Here is a 16,862-nt window from a genome sequence, read left to right as displayed (position 1 = left end):
GGCGTCAGGGTTTCGTGTTTCGCTCGGCCAGGAACGAGAGCCGGCGTAGACATTCCAGGTTGCGCGGGAGGACCGCGAGGTCTTGCGCCGTCTGCGGAACCCACTTCAACGGTACGGAGGCTGCTGCCTCCGACATGCGGAGGTGGCAGCCGGATCCACGCGGCTCGAGTCGCAGTCGCACGACAGCCTTCGTGGGCGTCACCTGGGCGAGCAGCCGAAGTTCACGATTCTCTTCGGCGAAGAGGACCTCGGTGGAGTCGTCGATCAACGCGGGCCAGGCGCCGACGGAATGGTGCAGACGGCTCCCGACGGCGGGCCATTCGGCGGAGACGGCACGCATGCGTGACGCCCCGACCACCCAGGACGGGTACAGCCACCCGTTGGCGAGAACGGACCACACGTCCGAAACCGACGCCGACGTGTCGTGTTGTGCCTCGATGACGACCACTCCTTCGGATGAGTACCTGACGGACTCTCCGCGCTTACCCACGTTCACCGCATCGAAAACTGTGGTTTGCTCGAGCCTATGTCTGAGAAATCCCCGTCCACCGCCCGAGCAGTGCTGTTCGACGTCGACGGCACCCTGGTCGACTCCAACTACCTGCACGTGCGAGCGTGGCAGCGGGCCTTCCGGGAGGTCGGGCACGACGTGGACGCGTGGCGGGTGCACCGTGCGATCGGACTGGATTCGTCGCTTCTCCTGCAATCGCTTCTCGGTGACGACGCGGACGAGCTCGGGGACCGCGCGAAGGATCTCCACACGACGTACTACCTCGGCGCGCGGGACAGCATGCGGCCGCTGTCCGGGGCACGGGAACTGATCCGGGAACTGCACGGGCGCGGTGTGCAGGTCGTCCTCGCCACCTCCGCCCCCGAGGAGGAACTCGACGTGCTGCGGGAGATCTTGTCGGTCGACTCGTACATCGCTCACACGACGTCGTCCGAGGACGTCGATAAGGCCAAGCCGGATCCTGGGGTGGTTCGCGCCGCGATGGACCGCGCGTCCACGTCGCCCGACACTGCCGTGATGGTGGGCGACGCCGTGTGGGACGGCAAGGCGGCCTCGCGGGCCGGCGTCACCTTCGTCGGACTCCTCAGTGGGGGCATTTCCCGCGCCGACTTGACGGAGGCCGGCGCGGCGGCGGTGTTCGAGGACGCACAGGACCTGCTGGACAACCTCGAGTCCAGTCCGCTGGCGAAGCTGCTGGTGTCCTAGACGCCGCGCGACGACCACGCCTGCGCAATCACGGGATACGCCTCGGCGATCTCGTCGACACGCTCGTCGGTCGCGGTGTCCATCTCGGCCCGGTGGCGCTGCGCTGTGACCAACGGACTCTCCGATCCCGCGGATCCCGAACCACCGGCAGGCGCGTCCGCCTCCCATTCGTGGATCACTTCGTCGAGGCGTAGTGCGACGAATTCCTTCTTGCTCTCAGCCATCATCAGTTCCTTAGTTGCGTTCGCAGGCGGCGTGCTCTCAGTGCTGCGCTCCTACGCCCTCGCCGGCCGCGAACCGCGATTCCGAATCGGTGACCAGTCCGATCGACACGAGTGGGCGGGGGAAGAGCAGATCGGTGAGATAGGCGAGGGCGACCGCCCAGCGATTGGCCGTGTTGGGCATGGCGTACAGGTGGTAGGCGCGCGTGACCACCTTCGCGAGGAACCCCGACAGCTGGATGCCGAGAGGGTTCGCGACGGCGAACCCCGGGCCGAGATCCACGACGAGACCCATGTCGCGGTGGCTGTACGGTTTCGGGTCGCCGACGCCCAGGCTGGCCGCGACGTTACGGGCCAGGGTCTGCCCTTGCCGGACGGCGTGCTGGGCGGTGGGTGGGGTGATCGACCCGCTGTTCTTCGGATCGGGAACAGCCGCGGCGTCGCCGCCCGCGAAGACGTCGGGATGCCCGTCCACCGAGAGGTCGGGGCGGACCGTCAACCTTCCCTTCTCGGTGGGTAATCCGAGCGTGTCGATGAGCGGGCTTGCGGTCACGCCCGTCACCCAGGCGACGGTGCGGGTGGGGATCACGGTGCCGTCGTCGAGCGTGACGTGTTCGGGTCCGAGTTCGGTCAGGGTGGTTTCCAGTCGCACGTCGATGCCGCGGGAACGCAGCACGTCCAACACCTTGCCGCCCAGCTTCTCGCCCACCTCCGGCATCACCGTGTCGGCGGCGTCGAGCAGCAGGAACCGGATCTTCGCGGGGTCGAGGTTTCGCCGCGCGGCCGCCTCGTCGGCGAGGGCGCGCAGTTGGGCGGTGAGTTCCGTGCCCGCGTAGGACGCCCCCACCACGACGACCGTCCGGCGGGCGTCGGCGACCGAAGGGTCGGTGTCCCGCTCGGCGAGTTCGATCTGGGTGAGCAGCTGGTCGCGGAAGTACAGCGCTTCGGCCGGCGTCTTGAGTCCCCTGGCGTGCTCGGCGAGACCGGGAATGTCGAACAGGCGGGTCACCGACCCCGGGGTGAGCACCACCCGGTCCCAGGCCACGTCCTCGACACCGTGCTCGCAGTCGGTCACGTGCACGGTGCGGGCCTCGAAGTCGACGGAATCGACGTTGCCCTTCACCAGTTCGACGTTCGGCAGCGCCTCGGCCAGCGGAACCGTGACGAACCGTGCGTCCAGGATTCCGCCCGCCACCTCGGGCAGGAGCGGTGTGTAGAGCATGTAGTCGTGCGCCGAGATCAGGGTGATGCGGGTATCGGTCCCCCGGAGGCGCCGCGTGAGAGCGCGTGCGCATTCGAATCCGGCGAAGCCGCTTCCCACCACGACGATGCGAGTTGGCTCTCCAGCTGATTCGTTGGTCATACAGAACACTGTCCCCAACCGGGCGTCGAACCAAACAACACCGGCGGCGCGGCATCGCGGTGTGAGGACGGCGAATACGGGTACTCGCCGTACGAGAGCGATCGACGGGATCGAATGCGAAGGGCGGGAACATGAGTGCCGTGTCGAAGGCAATGTACAAACCGTTGGCGCTGGCCGCGAGTGTCGCCGGCGGAATCGCGGCAAGCGCGCTCTTCGGTCAGGTGTGGAAGCGCGTCGCCGGCGAAGCCGAGGCTCCCGACCCCAAGGATCTCTCACGCAGCACCCGCGAGGTGCTGATCGCGGCGGCCGTGCAGGGCACCGTATTCGGCCTGGTCAAGGCAGCGGTAGACCGTGCAGGCGCGCAGGGATACCGGAAGCTCGCCCACGCCGACCCCCGGTAGATCGAGGCAGTTGTCACAGAACACCCCTAGGCTGAGCCGATGCGTACTCGTTTCGCGGAGAATCTCGACAGCCTGTCCGGCGATCTGGCCTCCATGTGCCGGCTGTCCGTTACCGCGATGTCGGAGGCGAGCGACGCACTGCTGCAGGCTGACCTCGAGCTCGCCGAGCACGTCATCGATGTGAGCGGCGAGCTCGACGATGCCGCGGCGCACTGGGAGAAGCGTGCCTTCGCCCTGCTGGCGCTGCAGGCGCCGGTCGCGCACGACCTCCGGTTCATGGTCGGCGGCCTCCACATCTCCGCGGATCTGCACCGCATGGGCGGTCTCGCGGTGCACATCGCGAAGATCGCGCGCCGACGGCATCCCGACCACGTCGTTCCCGACGAGGTCTTGGGCGTGTTCACCGAGATGGGCGCCGTCGCCGTCGCGCAGGCAAAGGAAACCGAGCAGGTTCTGCAGCACCGCGATCCCGAGCGCGCACGCGGTTTGCTGACGGCGGACGAGGCGATGGACGATCTCCATCGGAGCCTGTTCACGATCACCCAGGCCGAGGACTGGCCGCACGGTGTCCAGTCGGCCGTCGACATCACCCTGCTCGGCCGTTTCTACGAGCGGTTCTGCGACCACACGGTGGAGATCGGCAGGCGCGTCATCTTCCTCGAGACGGGCAGCCTGCCCGAACAGTGAGTGCGACGCCCGGTCAGCTCAACCCTTCCGCCGCGGCCACCGAGGGCACCGGGCCCCGGGTGTAGACGTCGAGGTGGAAGTCCGCGTCCTGGTACGACCCGGCACGGTGGAGGCCGTCCGTCGCGGCGACCGTCTCGTGCACCGCGCGGCCGGTCTGCGGGTACTCGGGTACCGGATGCTGCCAGTGGACCGCCACGAGGGTGCCACCGACTTCCAGGGCGTCGACAGCACGTCCGAGCGTGGTGGCGAGGTCGGCGGGTGTCAGGTAATACAGCACCTCACTGAGCACGACGAGGTCGAAGGCGCCGGGTGGCCACGGGTCGAGCAGCGATGCCCGGCCGAGTTCCACCCGGTCGGCCACTCCTTCGCGCCGCAGACGGTCCCGTGCGCTCTCCAGGGCGCGCGGAACCACGTCCGTTGCGACGACCCGGTCGCAACGCCGCGCCAGGTGCACCGTGAGGACGCCGATCGAACACCCCGGTTCGAACGCCCGCCGATAATGCGGACGGGGCAGGGCCGCGAGAGTGAGCGCGTACTTGCGGCGCTCGTACCACCGCTCGTCAAAGCCCCACGGGTCCGCCGATTCCGCGTACATCGTCTCGAAGTAGCCGGGATCCATTGCGCTCACCACAGCACCCATTCCGTTGTCCGCATCAGTCTCGCGAGCACCCACGGCGGGAGGATCGCGGCGTCCCGCGGGTCCTCGGACAGCGGGAGGATCTGGGTCCGGAATTCGTCGACGGCACCGCGTTTGCGTGCCAGGATCTCGGCGGCCGGGGTCAGGACGCGTATCCGGTTCCAGGGCACCGCCGGATCGGCGGGCCGGGCCCAGTGCCACATCCAGACCGGATATTCGATCAGTCGGTGACCGGTGATCGAACATGCTGCTGCTGCAGCTCTTCCGGTGGCTTCGTGATCGGGATGGCCGTCGTCTCGCCAGGTCGCGAGCACCCACACTCTCTCCCCCGCCCCGGAGGTCGCGGTGAGCACGTCGACGAGGCGGGTGGTGAGTTCGTGCTCGTGCGCGCTCACCCCGCCGTCCGGTATTCCGAGTCGCAGTGGTTCGCCGACACCCAGCAGTGCTGTCGCCTGGGTCGATTCCGCGATCCGTGCGACGGCCAGCGCGTCGGGCGACAGGGTCGGCGAGTCCGGGTGGGACGCCGCACCGTCCGTCACCGCCACCACCACGACGGGTATGCCGGCGGCCGCGGCGGTGGCCATCAGCGCGCCCACGCCGAGTACCTCGTCGTCGGGATGTGGTGCGACGACGACCAACCGGTCGCATTCCGCGAGTGGTACCGGCAGGAAACGGGTGGACTGGAGCCACGACTGCCATTCGTCCTCCGGTGTGCCGCGCGCGGCCACGGGGATCTCCCGGAATCTGGTGCCGTTGTCCACTGTCAGTCCTCCCCCGCGACGAGTGCGCCGAGTGCCGCGAGATCGCGCTCGGCGTGGGATTGCCGGATGTAGACGAGCAGGTCCGCGACGTTGCGGGCATGGTCGGCATCCGTCGCGAGCGGCGCGGCGCCCAGCGCCCGGCCGACGCGGTCGATCACCTCGCTCGCGGTCCGTTCGATCAGCGCCCGCACCCGGAACGCGCGCACCTGGGCGGATCTCCGGTCGAGGGGATTCGCGTCCACCTCCCCGGCCGCCGATTCGAGTGCCCATCGTGCCGCGCTGACGGCGACGTCGATCGCGCCGAGGTGCGCGAGCTGGTGACCGTCCGCGCGGCCACTGCGGGCCCGCACCCGCAGCGGTTCCGCGACGGCGAGTGCGCCCCCGAACCAGCAGGCCGCCACCCCGATGCCACCGTGCCAGAACCCGGGACGGTCGAGGTACTCGTCGGGCGCGCCGACCGGTCGTGCGGGAACGCCGTCGAACGTCACCGACTCGGTGTCGGTGGCCGCCATGCCCGGATTTCGCCAGCCGCCGCGGCCCGCCGTGACCCCCGGTTCCCGCAGATCGACGGCGAACAGGCGGGGTTGCTCGTCGACTCGCGCCGTGACCAGGGCGTGCGTGCACATCGACGCCCCGGAGCACCATGCCTTCGTCCCCCGCAGGCGCCACCCGGCAGCGTCGTGGGACGCGTGCAGGACGGGGTGCGGTGGCTCGCTGGCCCACACGCCCCAGAATTCGTTCCGGCCGGCGCGGGTGCCGTCGACTTCGGCGAGGATTGCGTCCGCGTCGGCGTGTGCCTCGAGGAGCCGGCCGACCGAGAGGTCGTGGCGGCACCATTGCGTCAGCCGGGCCCACCGGGCTGCGGTCGAGCCGCCGCCGGGCAGCGGCAGTTCCGCGTCCCCCGAACCGATGATCGCCCGCACTGCGGCGTCGGTGGGGCTGCTGTCGTGGGTGACGTCGGTGCTCATCGGTCCTGCAGTCCTTCGAGGTACGTGGCGAAACCTTGCGGCGCTCGGGCGTCGGCTCGCGCCGATGTCTCCACCGGGGCATCGATACTCCACACCACGTTCGCTCCCCGCTCGACCATCCGCTGCACCAGATCCACGTCTTCGTGCGCGGGCAGTGCGGCGAACCCTCCCGCCGCCCGATACAGGTCCGCCGAGAATCCGAGGGACGCGCCGTGCACGTGCCCGTGGGCGGAGCCGGACCGGTAGGCGCTGCCGTACCGCGACCGGACATGGTCGGGCCACCCCGACCAGTCGGTCACCGCCACCGTGCCCGCCACCAACTGCGCCCCTCGACGCGCGTGCTGCAGGTGGGACGACAGCCAGTGCGCGGGGACGCGCGAGTCGGCGTCTGTCGTGGCGAACCACTCGTGGGGGCGCGGGGCGACCGACTCGAAACCCGCACGCCGGGCCGCTCCGACGTTCCGCGCACCCAGGACCACGACGTCGACACCCGCCCTGCGGACGACGGCTTCGCTGCCGTCGGTGCACCCGTCGAGCACCACCACCGTCGTGACCGGCACGGACACGGCCCGGGCGGCGGTATGGAGGCCCTCCAGGCAGCGCGGCAGCAGCGCTTCCTCGTCGTGGGCGGGCACGACCACCGTGATGTGCTCGACGCGCATGACGTCCCTTCCTTATCACTCACTGTTTCCGGGTTGAGCAAGTACCCAGTCCGTCGTCAGGGGAACCACGATCGTTCGGCGTTGCCGACGGCGACATCGGGGCCGTCGACGATCCGGTCCAACAGCACCCACGACAGTTCGACGGTCAAGTTCGGGTGCCGCAGCAAAAGTTCGCGGACCAGGTCCAACTGTCCGTTGGGGCCCACCCGGCGGGACACCCCTGCGTGACACCACACGACGGAGGTCGACCGATGCCGTTCGAGAGCTCGCTCGAGCGCGCCGATGTATTCGTGCCGCCCTGGCAGCCCCATCGACGCGGAATCGTGGTGGATCGAGATCGGCACCTCCTTCTCGGAGCAGAAGTCGAGGACGTCGTCCATCGCTGCGTGATCGGGAGAGTGTACTTCGCCGACGGTGAGACTCGTGAGGTCGTCGTGGCGGAACATCACCTCACCGACACCGACACCGGCCCAGCGACCGGTGCGGTTCCACACGAATTCGATCCGACCGCGAGGGCGATCGGTGGGATCGAACCCGCAGACGAGCGGCGCCACCGTCAACCGGCCGTCCGATTCGAGTTCGGGTAGCAGATCGAGGACGATGGCGTCGGTCAGCGAGTGGTAATGGCACGGCACGCTGCACGCCGGCCCCGACCAAGCTGTCTCGCAAATCGGTCACAGCCGCGGGATGCTGAAGAAAGTCCACCAGATGTACGTGCGTGTCGATCCACTGAGCAGACGCCATATCGTCCGATATACCAGCAATTCCCGAGTCGGCCGACTGTGATTCGGGATCAGTGCCCGCGGGTAACCTCCCGCCATGAATGTCGCGGACAGCCCCCGCTACCGGAAGATCACCCTCACCGTGGACGGTGAGGAACGAAACCTCGAAGTCGACACCCGCACGACGCTGCTCGACGCGCTCCGCGACCACCTCGGGGTGACCGCGCCGAAGAAGGGCTGCGACCACGGCCAGTGCGGCTCGTGCACCGTCCTCCTCGACGGCAGACGGGCCACGTCCTGCCTCACATTCGCCGTCGCCCACGACGGGGAACGCGTCGTCACGGCACACGGACTGGCCGACGGCGAGGTGCTGCATGCCGTTCAGCAGGCGTTCGTCGAGCAGGACGGACTGCAATGCGGTTACTGCACGCCCGGTCAGATCTGTTCGGTGATCGGGATGCTCGACGAGTTCCTGGCCCTGCACCCGAGCGCCGTCACCGAGAACCTGACCGCTCCGCCCGAACTCACCGACGACGAGATACGCGAGCGGATGAACGGAAACCTCTGCCGGTGCGGCGCGTATCCGAACATCCTCGCGGCGATCAGGCAGGCGGCGGAGGCGTGATTCCCTTCGACTACGAGCGGGCCACCGACGTCGACAGTGCCGTCGCCACGGTCACGGGTGATCCGCGGGCGTCGTTCCTCGCCGGCGGCACCAACCTCGTCGACCACATGAAGCTCGGGGTGGCGCAACCGCATCTCCTCGTCGATGTGAGCCGGCTTCCCCTGGGCGACGTCGTCGAACTCCCGGACGGCGGGCTCCGAATCGGGGCGGCCGTCCGCAACAGCGACCTCGCCGCGCACGACGTCGTCCGCGCCCGGTACCCGATGCTGTCGCGCGCCCTCCTCTCCGGTGCGTCGGGCCAGCTGCGCAACCTCGCGACCACGGCGGGAAATCTGCTTCAGCGGACTCGCTGCGTGTACTTCCAGGACGTCACGACGCCCTGCAACAAGCGGGAGCCCGGCACCGGGTGTTCCGCGATCGGCGGTTACGTCCGCTACCACGCCATTCTCGGTGCCTCGGAGCACTGCGTCGCGGTGCACCCGTCCGACATGGCCGTCGCGATGACGGCGCTCGACGGTGTCGTGGTGGTGCGCGGTGCCGACGGTGAACGGCGAATCCCGCTGAGCGAGTTCTACCGGCTTCCCGGGGACCGGCCCGACCGCGACACCGTCCTCGCGCACGGTGATCTCGTGACGGCCGTGGAGCTGCCCCCGCCGCCTTCCGGGAACCGGTCCGCGTACCGGAAGGTGCGTGACCGTGCCTCCTTCGCGTTCGCAGTGGTGTCGGTGGCCGCCGAGCTGACGATCGAGGATGCGTCGATCACGTCGGCGCGGGTCGCGCTCGGTGGGGTCGCGCACCGACCCTGGCGTGCCACGCTCGCCGAGGAGGTCCTCGTCGGGTCGCCGCCCACGGAGGCCACGTACACCGAGGCCGCTGCAGCGGAACTCGCTGCGGCACAACCGCTTCCTGGAAACGAATTCAAGGTTGCACTGACCCGGCGGGTGCTGGCGTCGGTACTTCGTTCCCTCGCCGAGGAGGCGCGCCGATGACCCTCGTCGATCCGAAGGTGATCGGAACCTCCGCCGAACGGCTGGACGCCCACGACAAGGTGACCGGCACGGCGCTGTACGCGTTCGAGTACCCGGTGGACGAGCCGACCTATCTGCACCCGATCCTGTCGACGATCGGACGCGGCCGGGTCACCGCGATGCACACGGCCGACGCGGAAGCCCTGGACGGGGTGCTCGCGGTCCTGACGGTGTTCGATGCGCCCCGCCTGACGGACACCTCGGACGGTGAACTCGCGATCCTGCAGGACGCCGAGGTTCATTTCCGCGGCCAATTCGTGGGTGCGGTGGTGGCGGAGTCACCGGAAGTCGCCCGCCACGGCGCGAGCCTCGTGCGCGTCGACTACGACGTGGAATCCCACGACACCGACTTCCGTTCCGGTAGGGGCGATCTGTACACCCCCGAGGATGTCAACGCGGGATTCCCGACCGACACCGAGGACGGCGACGTCGACGCGGCACTTTCCGCCGCCGCGGTCACGGTCGATCAGGTGTACTCCACCGCGATGGAACACAACAACCCGATGGAACCGCACGCCGCCATCGCCCGGTGGACCCCAGGCGGCAGCGGACCGGTTCTGACGCTGCACGATTCGACCCAGGGCGTCCACTCCGTGCGGCAGACGCTCGCACCGCTGTTCGGACTCGAAGTCGAGCAGATGCGGGTGATCGCCCCGTACGTCGGCGGCGGGTTCGGCTCCAAAGGACTGCCGCACGCGCACGACGTGCTCGTGGTGATGGCGGCGCAGCGGGTGGAAGGCCGGCCGGTGAAGTTCGCGCTCACCCGGCAGCAGATGTTCGCCCTCTCCGCGTATCGCACGCCGACGGTGCAGCACATCCGGCTCGGGGCGGACGCCGACGGACGGCTGACCGCGCTCTCCCACGAGGCGGTCGTGCAGTCCGCGAAGATCAAGGAGTTCGCCGAACAGGCGGCGGTCCCGTCGCGGCTGATGTACTCCACGCCCACCCGGTACACCACTCACCGTCTCGCGTCCCTCGACGTGCCCGCCCCCTCCTGGATGCGTGCCCCCGGCGAGACCCCGGGCATGTTCGCGGCCGAGGTGGCGATGGACGAACTGGCCGAAGCTTGCGGGCTCGACCCGATCGAATTGCGGATCCGCAACGAACCCGAGGTCGACCCGAGTACCGGCCGCCCGTGGTCGGGGCGGCGCCTCACCGACTGTCTGCGGGAGGGCGCCCGGCGTTTCGGGTGGGCGGACCGCGACGCGACGGCGCGGGCCCGGTCGGACTCGCAGTGGCAGGTGGGGATGGGCGTCGCGTCCGCGACGTATCCCGCCAACACGTCACCCGGATCGGTTGCCCGGATCGTGTACGACTCCGACGGCACGTACACCGTGCAGATCGGGTCGGTCGACATCGGTACCGGCGCGTGGACCGCGCTCACCCAGATCGCCGCCGACGCGCTGGGCTGCCCGCTGGACGCGATCGTCCTGCAGATCGGTGACACGAATCTTCCGTCGGCGACCGTCGCAGGCGGCTCCACGGGAACCAGTTCCTGGGGCAGTGCGATCGTCGCGGCGGCCCGCGCGTTCCGGGATGAGCACGGCACGTCCCCCGACCCGGGGGCGGAGGCGCGTGCGGGGACGCCCGACAACCCCGACGCGGAAAAGTTCGCGCTCCATTCGTTCGGTGCCCACTTCGTGGAGGCGCATGTGCACCGCGATTCCTGCGAGATCCGAGTCGAACGCATGCTCGGGGTGTTCGCGATCGGCCGGGTGATCAACGCCCGCACCGTTCGATCGCAACTCCTCGGCGGGATGACGATGGGGATCTCGATGGCGCTGCACGAGAGCAGCGTGAACGACCCCCGGTTCGGTCACGTCGTGACCCAGGACCTTGCCTCCTATCACGTCAGCACCCACGCCGACATCAGGTACCTCGACGCGGTGTGCCTCGACGACGTCGACGAGCACGCCAATCCGATGGGAGCGAAGGGCGCCGGTGAGATCGGCATCGTCGGGGCCGCGGCCGCGGTGGCGAACGCTGTTCGTCACGCCACCGGGGTGCGGGTCCGGAAGGTGCCGATCCACCTGGACGACCTGCTGCCCGGGTGATCGACCGGGGCTACTGCACGCCCCACGCCTGCGCGAGGGACGTGCGCAGGTGACTTTTCATCGCACGGATCTTCTGGACATCGGTGGACTTCGGTGCGAGTCCCTCGAATACGAGTTCCATGAAGCGTCGGCGGCTGACACCGAATCGCTCCAGCAGTTCCGCCGCGCTGGCACCACCGAACGGTGCCCACTGGATAGCGAAGCTGATCATCCATCGGGCATCCGAGCTCACCGAGTGCATCTGCGCGAGCAGATCGCATCGGCGAAGCGCCAGGCGTAGCCAATCGGTGCCGAACGCTTCCTCCGGGTCCTCTGTGGTCTGGGTCGTCATGCCGCTCACCGCTGACCGGCGGAGCGGACCGCGAACACCGGCAACTGTTCCGCCGTCGACGCGGGACGGAACTCGACGCGAACCGGACAGTCGGACGGAGCCGGGACGTCGCCGTCGATCCAGGTGTACACCCACGGCCCCTCGTCGAGTTCGACGATCGCGATCGTGCAGGGGACGAGACCACGGTCGGTCTCGTTCACTTCACGGTGGACCACCTTCGAGGACACGATCGATCCGACGCCGCACGACGGGACCCGCTCGAGGTTCGAACCCTGACACGCGGAGCAGGTGGCCATCAACGGCGCGAGCAGGGTCGTGCAGTTGAGGCAGCGCTGGATCATCAGTTCGCATTTCTGGGCAAGTCCCTGCCAGCGGGTCATGCCGTCCGTGGTCATGCCGTCACCCCCGTGAGTTCCTGCCCCACCACGTCGTCTGCCATTCGGTTTCCCCCGATCCACACAAGACACCGGTCGGTGTGCGCCCGACGGAGAATCGGGGGCCGTGGAAGTTGGGGGTCGGGCTTTCGGTGTGTTCGGGGATCACTGGACATCGGGGGCCTCGGTCTGGAGCCGGATTGGGGGGACGCGTATGAGCATCCCGTCCGCGGCGGGGAAGTACAGCGGCTGAACGACCCGGGGACATACCTATTTCGTCCCGTGCGGGTGCCCGGTCAGGGGTGCGGGTCCTGTGCGTGTTCGACGATCCACGCCGCGATCTGGGTGCGCGAGTTGAATCCCAGTTTCGCGAGAATGTGCTCGACATGCCCCTGCGCCGTGCGCTGCGAGATCACCAACCGGGCGGCGATCGCCTTGTTGGTGAGCCCGTCGGCGACCAGTTCCGCGACCTGCCATTCACGTCGGGTCAGGTGCGTCGCCCCGTTCGACGCCGACACCGTCTCCGGTCGCTGCTCGTCGAGCGCGTGGGCGACCGCATCGTCGAACGACGTGCGCATACCGTGGTCGAAGGCGTCGTCGAATGCGCGGTCCCCGATCACGGCGCGTGCCTGCTGCTCGCATTCCGCGTGGTGGACGAGCAGATTGGGGTAGACGGTGCTCGGGTTGCCGACGGTCTGCGCGACGGCCTCCGCGGCGCCCATCAGTTCGGCGGCCTGCTGGGCCCGGCCGGAGCCGACGGCCACCCAGGCGAGCACCTCGAGTGCCCCGCAGGCGCTGATCCGGTCGTCGACCAGGTGGGACAGCCGCAGCCCCTGCTTCACGTAGTCGTCGGCGAGGGCGAGGTGTCCGCGCTGCCACGCCGCCATTCCCGCCGCCCACAGCGACCAGCCCCGGTAGACGGACTCGCCGTGGGCCTCGGTGAGCGCGAAGATCTCGGATCCGCACATCTTCGCCACCGCCCCGTCGCCCTGCATGCCGCTGACCAGTGCCACCCCGAGCAGTCCCCACGTCAGTTGGAGCAGGTTGCCCTTGTCGCGGAACTCGGCGAGTGCCTCCTCGAAGCAGACCCGTGCGCGGGGTAGGTCCCCGGCGAACATGGCACAGCACCCGGCGGCGTGGACCACCAGGGCACGCATCAGTGTGTCCCCGTGCCGCTCGGCGAGGAGGACCCCCTCGTCGACCAGCGCTTTCGCGGCCTCGCGGTCGCCGTGCATGCCTGCGAGCACGCTGTCGACGTACAGCGCCTCGATCCGTTCCCTGCTTGCGCCGCCCGGGTGCCGTCCCAGCAGCTGGCCGAGCCAGCGGCGACCCTCGCGGAGCAGTCCCCTGGCACGCCAGTACGGGTACAGTGCGGCGGCGATCCGCAGCCCCGTCTCGGCCTCCCCCGGCTCGGTCAGGCAGAAATGGAGGGCCGCCCGCACGTTCAGCGTCTCCGCGTCGAGCCGGCTGATCCACATCGCCTGCCGGGGTCCGATCCATTCGGCCTCGCACCGCACCACCAACTGCTCGTACCAGTCGCGGTGCCGCCGGCGCAGCGACTGGTACTCCCCGGTCTCCTGCAATTTCTCGCGGCCGTAGTCGCGCACCGTCTCGAGCAGGTGGTATCGCACCGCCGGCCCGGACTCCTCGCGGATCAGGATCGACTTGTCGATCAACGACGCGACCACGTCGAGGACGTTCTCCACCGGCAGGTCGCCGGCGCAGATTCCCTCCACCGCGTCCAGTTCGAAGCCGCCGGCGAACACCGACAGTCTCGCCCACAGCTCCCGTTCCTCCTCGGTGCACAGTTCGTGGCTCCAGTCGACGCACAGCCGCAGGGTCTGCTGCCGGCTCGGCGCGCCCCGCGATCCGACCGTCAGCAACCGGTAGCGGTCGGTCAGTCGCTGCAGGATCTGTTCCGCCGACATCACCCGCAGCCGCACCGCCGCCAGCTCGATCGCCAACGGCAACCCGTCCAGCTGGCGGCAGATCCGGGCCACCGCGACATGGTTGTCCTCGGTGAGTTCGAACTCCGGCACTGCCGTGGCCGCCCGCTCGACGAACAACGTCACCGCCTCGTACTGCGGCAGGCCCTGCAGTGACGAGCGTTCGGGTTCGGGCACGGTCAACGGCGGCACCCGCAGTACCGCCTCACCGCCGATGGCCAGCGGTTCGCGGCTCGTCGCGAGGATCCGTAACTCCGGGCAGCTCCGCAACAACGTCTCCGACAACGCGGCCGCCGCGGCGACCACGTGCTCGCAGTTGTCGAGCACCAGCAGCAGTTGCCGGGTGGCGAGGTACTCGGTCAGCAGCACCTCCGGGTTCCCGGAGCGCTGCTCGCGCAGTCGCAGTGCCGCCGAGACGGCGTCGACGAGTGTCGTGTCGTCGTCGAGCTCCCCCAGTTCGACCAACCACACGCCGTCCTCGAATGCGCGACTCGCATCGGCGGCCACCCGCAACGCCAGCCGGGTCTTCCCGACCCCGCCGATCCCGGCGAGCGTCACCAGACGGGACACGGACAGCAGGCGTCGCGCCTCGGTCACCTCACGGCGACGGCCGACGAAACTCGTCAGTTCGTGGGGCAGATTTCCCACTGTGCCCTTCACTGCCGCCGGCATCGCACCGTCACTCTCGACTCGCAGCCCCCTGCGCACACGGTACTCCCGGTGCGCGGCGGCAACGACGCTTTCGGCTGCGGGTCCGCGAGTTTCGGGGCCCCGCAAACGGGGTCACCGCGTCCAGCGGGTCGGCGCCCAGCGGCCGGTGTAGGACCGGATGCGGTTGGCGCGGCGAGCAGGCCGCCGCGTGCCGGCCTCGGTCAGGCTGTGCGGGATCATGGCGATCCGGGTGCCGTCGACCACGTAGGCGGCCCCGGTGACGAACATTGCGGCCGGCGCGGTCAGGTACGACGCGACGGCGGCGACTTCCCGGTCGTCGGGGCCGGGGGATGCGAAGTCCGGTTCGACCGCGGGCACCACGACCGAATTGACCGTGATCGAGTATCGCGCCAATTCGGCGGCGAGCAGACCGGTGAGTCCGCCGAGCCCGGACGACGACGGGATGACGTTGACGATCCGGCCGCCTCCGCCGCTTGCGATCATGTACCGCACGGCGCGCTGGATGCACTCGACGGCCGTACTGCCCGGACAGCTGACGAGAACGCCGATTCCGCCCAGCTCACGGGCGAACTCGTCGACGGCGGCCGCGGAGTCGGGCAGGTCGGCCAGGTCCATGCGCTGCACGGCCGCGTTCACCGATCTGGACCGGACGTCGGCGGCAGTGGCTTCGGCGCTGTCCCGGTCCGCGGCGTAGGCGAGGCCGAGGTGGAACCCGTCGTCCGCGAGTGCCAATGCGACCGCCCGGCCCATCGGCGAGTCCGATCCCGTCACGACAGCGGTGCGTGTGCTGGGGTGCATGGAGTCGGAATACCCCCTGGTAGATCTGCTCAAACGCTCAACTTTCGGACTGTGCACGGGCAGAACACAATCCGGCGACGTGCCGCACAGGCGACCCGTCGCGGATCGGCGCCCACCGATCAGCAGTTGGACGGTGCGGGGTCGCCGCGGAACCGGGCGTCGAGGTAGTCCAGGGCGGTCGGCAGGCCCAGCACGGCGGTGGTCAGATGGTCGGGACTCGGGAACAGATCGGACTGCACCTTGGCGCCGGCGGCGCAGTATCGCGCGACGGTCGCCTCGATCGAGTCGATCGGAATGAGTACGTCTGTCGGGCTGTGCCATTCGAAGATCGGCGCGGTCGGTACCCCCGGATACAGCTCGACACTGTTCTCGTTCAGCACCTCCCAGGCCTGCGGGCTGCTCATGAGGTCGGTGGTCCTGGCGACCTCCGTCGCGCTGCGCCCTGCGCCTGCCGCGAGAATGCCGTTGGTGCACGCGTTGACCATCTCGTCGCGCATCGCCAGGCCGCGATCGTTGAGTTGCTCGCTGATCGGCAGGCGGTCCGGGTACTCACGCTCGAGTCCGAGTGCCGCCGCCATCGCGAGACCGAACGCCGGATGCGGCTGCATGCCGAGACCGTTGGCCATCTTGCCGATGTTCATGGGCACACCGCCCTCGGCGACACCGACGATGTTCAGTTCCGGCGCGTACGTGGGTGCGAGCGCCGCGGCCCACGCCGACGCCATGCCGCCGCCGGAGTACCCGGCCAGCGCGACCGGGCTCTCCGCCACGGCGAGTTCGGGCACCCGCTGAACCGCGCGGATGCCGTCCAGGGTGATGGTTCCGCCGAGTCGCGCGGCACCGTACGCACTGTTCGGGCCGAGGTGATCGGGAAGCGCGACCGTCCAGCCGCGTTGCAGTGCGAGGTTCAGTGCCGGCGCCTCCTTGATCTGGAGGTCGGGGTCGTTCGAGTACAGGGTCCGAGACGGCGCGCACCTCGGTCCGAGCGCGTTGATGATGTGCTGATACGACAGCAGCGGCCCGTTCACCGGCCGGGTGCGGGGTACCAGCACGGTGGTGACCGACGAGATCGGGTGGTCCTCCGAGTTGGTGGTGCGGTACTTCACCTGCCAGACGTCGGTGTCGGGGAAGGCGAGCAACGGCGGCATCGGCCGGACCGCGAGCGGCTCGCCGACCGCCGTATCCGCCAGACCCTGCGGCTGCAGGTAGAAGGGATCAGGGTCGGAGGCGGGATAGATCGGCACGGCGGCCGCGACTCCGACGTTCGCGACGGTGGCGCAGGCGACGAATGCGGCACACAGTGCACCCGCGGTGAGGCTCGAGATACGTGAGCGCTTCATGCCGCCTCCTAGTTTGCGTAGAGATCGATTGTTACCGAGTTCGCAGGAGATATCGG

At 69.2% G+C, this 16,862-nt stretch carries 19 protein-coding genes; 6 read left to right on the top strand and 13 right to left on the bottom strand.

Annotated elements, in window-relative coordinates; translation table 11 throughout:
* Positions 1–4 precede the first annotated feature (4 nt).
* Positions 5–448, bottom strand: coding sequence for an SRPBCC family protein (locus JVH1_RS36850; RefSeq protein ID WP_009472667.1), 444 nt, complete (start codon positions 446–448; stop codon positions 5–7).
* Between the two features lie 78 nt (positions 449–526).
* On the opposite strand from JVH1_RS36850, the gene JVH1_RS36845 reads away from it, so the two are divergent.
* Complete coding sequence (locus tag JVH1_RS36845) at positions 527–1,216, top strand: HAD family hydrolase (RefSeq protein WP_009472668.1); 690 nt, start codon at positions 527–529, stop codon at positions 1,214–1,216.
* Here the strand turns inward: JVH1_RS36845 and JVH1_RS36840 are convergent.
* Positions 1,213–1,440 carry a hypothetical protein gene (locus tag JVH1_RS36840; protein WP_009472669.1) on the bottom strand — a complete coding sequence of 76 codons (228 nt, stop codon included), beginning with the start codon at positions 1,438–1,440 and terminating at the stop codon, positions 1,213–1,215. The two genes, JVH1_RS36845 and JVH1_RS36840, sit on opposite strands and share 4 nt — an antisense overlap.
* A gap of 37 nt (positions 1,441–1,477) precedes the next feature.
* A complete protein-coding gene (locus tag JVH1_RS36835; RefSeq protein ID WP_009472670.1) occupies positions 1,478–2,800 on the bottom strand; it encodes an NAD(P)/FAD-dependent oxidoreductase in 1,323 nt (440 codons plus the stop codon).
* A gap of 131 nt (positions 2,801–2,931) precedes the next feature.
* On the opposite strand from JVH1_RS36835, the gene JVH1_RS36830 reads away from it, so the two are divergent.
* Together JVH1_RS36830 and phoU are read left to right on the top strand one after the other, a co-directional pair.
* Positions 2,932–3,201, top strand: a complete 270-nt coding sequence (locus tag JVH1_RS36830; RefSeq protein WP_043777418.1) for a DUF4235 domain-containing protein — start codon at positions 2,932–2,934, stop codon at positions 3,199–3,201.
* A 39-nt stretch (positions 3,202–3,240) separates the two neighbouring features.
* Positions 3,241–3,888, top strand: coding sequence for a phosphate signaling complex protein PhoU (gene phoU / locus JVH1_RS36825; protein ID WP_009472672.1), 648 nt, complete (start codon positions 3,241–3,243; stop codon positions 3,886–3,888).
* 13 nt (positions 3,889–3,901) lie between these two features.
* On the opposite strand, the gene JVH1_RS36820 is transcribed toward phoU, so the two are convergent.
* From JVH1_RS36820 to JVH1_RS36800, 5 genes are read right to left on the bottom strand one after another with little or no spacing between them, the layout of a single operon-like run.
* Complete coding sequence (locus tag JVH1_RS36820) at positions 3,902–4,519, bottom strand: class I SAM-dependent methyltransferase (RefSeq protein WP_009472673.1); 618 nt, start codon at positions 4,517–4,519, stop codon at positions 3,902–3,904.
* The gene (locus JVH1_RS36815; protein ID WP_009472674.1) at positions 4,513–5,286 is read right to left on the bottom strand and encodes a PIG-L deacetylase family protein; all 774 of its coding nucleotides are present in this window, start codon (positions 5,284–5,286) and stop codon (positions 4,513–4,515) included. Before JVH1_RS36815 ends, JVH1_RS36820 begins: the two co-directional genes overlap by 7 nt.
* 2 nt (positions 5,287–5,288) lie before the next feature.
* The gene (locus JVH1_RS36810; protein WP_009472675.1) at positions 5,289–6,254 is read right to left on the bottom strand and encodes an acyl-CoA dehydrogenase family protein; all 966 of its coding nucleotides are present in this window, start codon (positions 6,252–6,254) and stop codon (positions 5,289–5,291) included.
* Complete coding sequence (locus tag JVH1_RS36805) at positions 6,251–6,916, bottom strand: glycosyltransferase family 2 protein (RefSeq protein WP_009472676.1); 666 nt, start codon at positions 6,914–6,916, stop codon at positions 6,251–6,253. The genes JVH1_RS36810 and JVH1_RS36805 overlap by 4 nt, the downstream gene beginning before the upstream one ends.
* A gap of 56 nt (positions 6,917–6,972) precedes the next feature.
* Positions 6,973–7,551 carry an amidohydrolase family protein gene (locus tag JVH1_RS36800; protein ID WP_009472677.1) on the bottom strand — a complete coding sequence of 193 codons (579 nt, stop codon included), beginning with the start codon at positions 7,549–7,551 and terminating at the stop codon, positions 6,973–6,975.
* A gap of 184 nt (positions 7,552–7,735) precedes the next feature.
* Between JVH1_RS36800 and JVH1_RS36795 the strand changes: the two genes are divergently transcribed.
* The 3 genes from JVH1_RS36795 to JVH1_RS36785 are packed head-to-tail and all read left to right on the top strand — an operon-like array spanning position 7,736 to position 11,345.
* Positions 7,736–8,263 carry a 2Fe-2S iron-sulfur cluster-binding protein gene (locus JVH1_RS36795; protein ID WP_009472678.1) on the top strand — a complete coding sequence of 176 codons (528 nt, stop codon included), beginning with the start codon at positions 7,736–7,738 and terminating at the stop codon, positions 8,261–8,263.
* Entirely contained in the window at positions 8,260–9,252 is a 993-nt protein-coding gene (locus JVH1_RS36790; RefSeq protein ID WP_009472679.1) for a xanthine dehydrogenase family protein subunit M, read from the top strand. Before JVH1_RS36795 ends, JVH1_RS36790 begins: the two co-directional genes overlap by 4 nt.
* Complete coding sequence (locus JVH1_RS36785; RefSeq protein ID WP_009472680.1) at positions 9,249–11,345, top strand: xanthine dehydrogenase family protein molybdopterin-binding subunit; 2,097 nt, start codon at positions 9,249–9,251, stop codon at positions 11,343–11,345. Before JVH1_RS36790 ends, JVH1_RS36785 begins: the two co-directional genes overlap by 4 nt.
* Positions 11,346–11,355: 10 nt before the next feature.
* On the opposite strand, the gene JVH1_RS36780 is transcribed toward JVH1_RS36785, so the two are convergent.
* The 5 genes from JVH1_RS36780 to JVH1_RS36760 form a co-directional block, all read right to left on the bottom strand.
* On the bottom strand, positions 11,356–11,676 hold the full coding sequence (locus JVH1_RS36780; RefSeq protein WP_009472681.1) for a hypothetical protein: 321 nt from the start codon (positions 11,674–11,676) through the stop codon (positions 11,356–11,358).
* Between the two features lie 5 nt (positions 11,677–11,681).
* Entirely contained in the window at positions 11,682–12,071 is a 390-nt protein-coding gene (locus tag JVH1_RS36775; RefSeq protein WP_009472682.1) for a Zn-ribbon domain-containing OB-fold protein, read from the bottom strand.
* A 275-nt stretch (positions 12,072–12,346) separates the two neighbouring features.
* Positions 12,347–14,704, bottom strand: coding sequence for a LuxR C-terminal-related transcriptional regulator (locus JVH1_RS36770; protein WP_009472683.1), 2,358 nt, complete (start codon positions 14,702–14,704; stop codon positions 12,347–12,349).
* A 75-nt stretch (positions 14,705–14,779) separates the two neighbouring features.
* Positions 14,780–15,466, bottom strand: a complete 687-nt coding sequence (locus JVH1_RS36765; protein ID WP_009472684.1) for an SDR family NAD(P)-dependent oxidoreductase — start codon at positions 15,464–15,466, stop codon at positions 14,780–14,782.
* Positions 15,467–15,585: 119 nt separating this feature from the next.
* Complete coding sequence (locus JVH1_RS36760; RefSeq protein WP_009472685.1) at positions 15,586–16,806, bottom strand: lipase family protein; 1,221 nt, start codon at positions 16,804–16,806, stop codon at positions 15,586–15,588.
* Between the last annotated feature and the right edge of the window lie 56 nt (positions 16,807–16,862).

It is taken from the genome of Rhodococcus sp. JVH1 (assembly GCF_000280725.2).
In the GTDB taxonomy this organism is placed as follows: Bacteria; Actinomycetota; Actinomycetes; order Mycobacteriales; family Mycobacteriaceae; genus Rhodococcus_F; species Rhodococcus_F jostii_A.
This window is presented reverse-complemented; position numbering and strand designations above follow the sequence as displayed.

Coding starts and splice junctions, on each gene's coding strand:
- JVH1_RS36830 (WP_043777418.1), top strand. CDS start 2,932: ATGAGTGCCGTGTCGAAGGCAATGTACAAACCGTTGGCGCTGGCCGCG.
- JVH1_RS36840 (WP_009472669.1), bottom strand. CDS start 1,440: ATGGCTGAGAGCAAGAAGGAATTCGTCGCACTACGCCTCGACGAAGTG.
- JVH1_RS36760 (WP_009472685.1), bottom strand. CDS start 16,806: ATGAAGCGCTCACGTATCTCGAGCCTCACCGCGGGTGCACTGTGTGCC.
- JVH1_RS36795 (WP_009472678.1), top strand. CDS start 7,736: ATGAATGTCGCGGACAGCCCCCGCTACCGGAAGATCACCCTCACCGTG.
- JVH1_RS36765 (WP_009472684.1), bottom strand. CDS start 15,466: ATGCACCCCAGCACACGCACCGCTGTCGTGACGGGATCGGACTCGCCG.
- JVH1_RS36810 (WP_009472675.1), bottom strand. CDS start 6,254: ATGAGCACCGACGTCACCCACGACAGCAGCCCCACCGACGCCGCAGTG.
- phoU (WP_009472672.1), top strand. CDS start 3,241: ATGCGTACTCGTTTCGCGGAGAATCTCGACAGCCTGTCCGGCGATCTG.
- JVH1_RS36805 (WP_009472676.1), bottom strand. CDS start 6,916: ATGCGCGTCGAGCACATCACGGTGGTCGTGCCCGCCCACGACGAGGAA.
- JVH1_RS36785 (WP_009472680.1), top strand. CDS start 9,249: ATGACCCTCGTCGATCCGAAGGTGATCGGAACCTCCGCCGAACGGCTG.
- JVH1_RS36845 (WP_009472668.1), top strand. CDS start 527: ATGTCTGAGAAATCCCCGTCCACCGCCCGAGCAGTGCTGTTCGACGTC.
- JVH1_RS36775 (WP_009472682.1), bottom strand. CDS start 12,071: ATGACCACGGACGGCATGACCCGCTGGCAGGGACTTGCCCAGAAATGC.
- JVH1_RS36780 (WP_009472681.1), bottom strand. CDS start 11,676: ATGACGACCCAGACCACAGAGGACCCGGAGGAAGCGTTCGGCACCGAT.
- JVH1_RS36835 (WP_009472670.1), bottom strand. CDS start 2,800: ATGACCAACGAATCAGCTGGAGAGCCAACTCGCATCGTCGTGGTGGGA.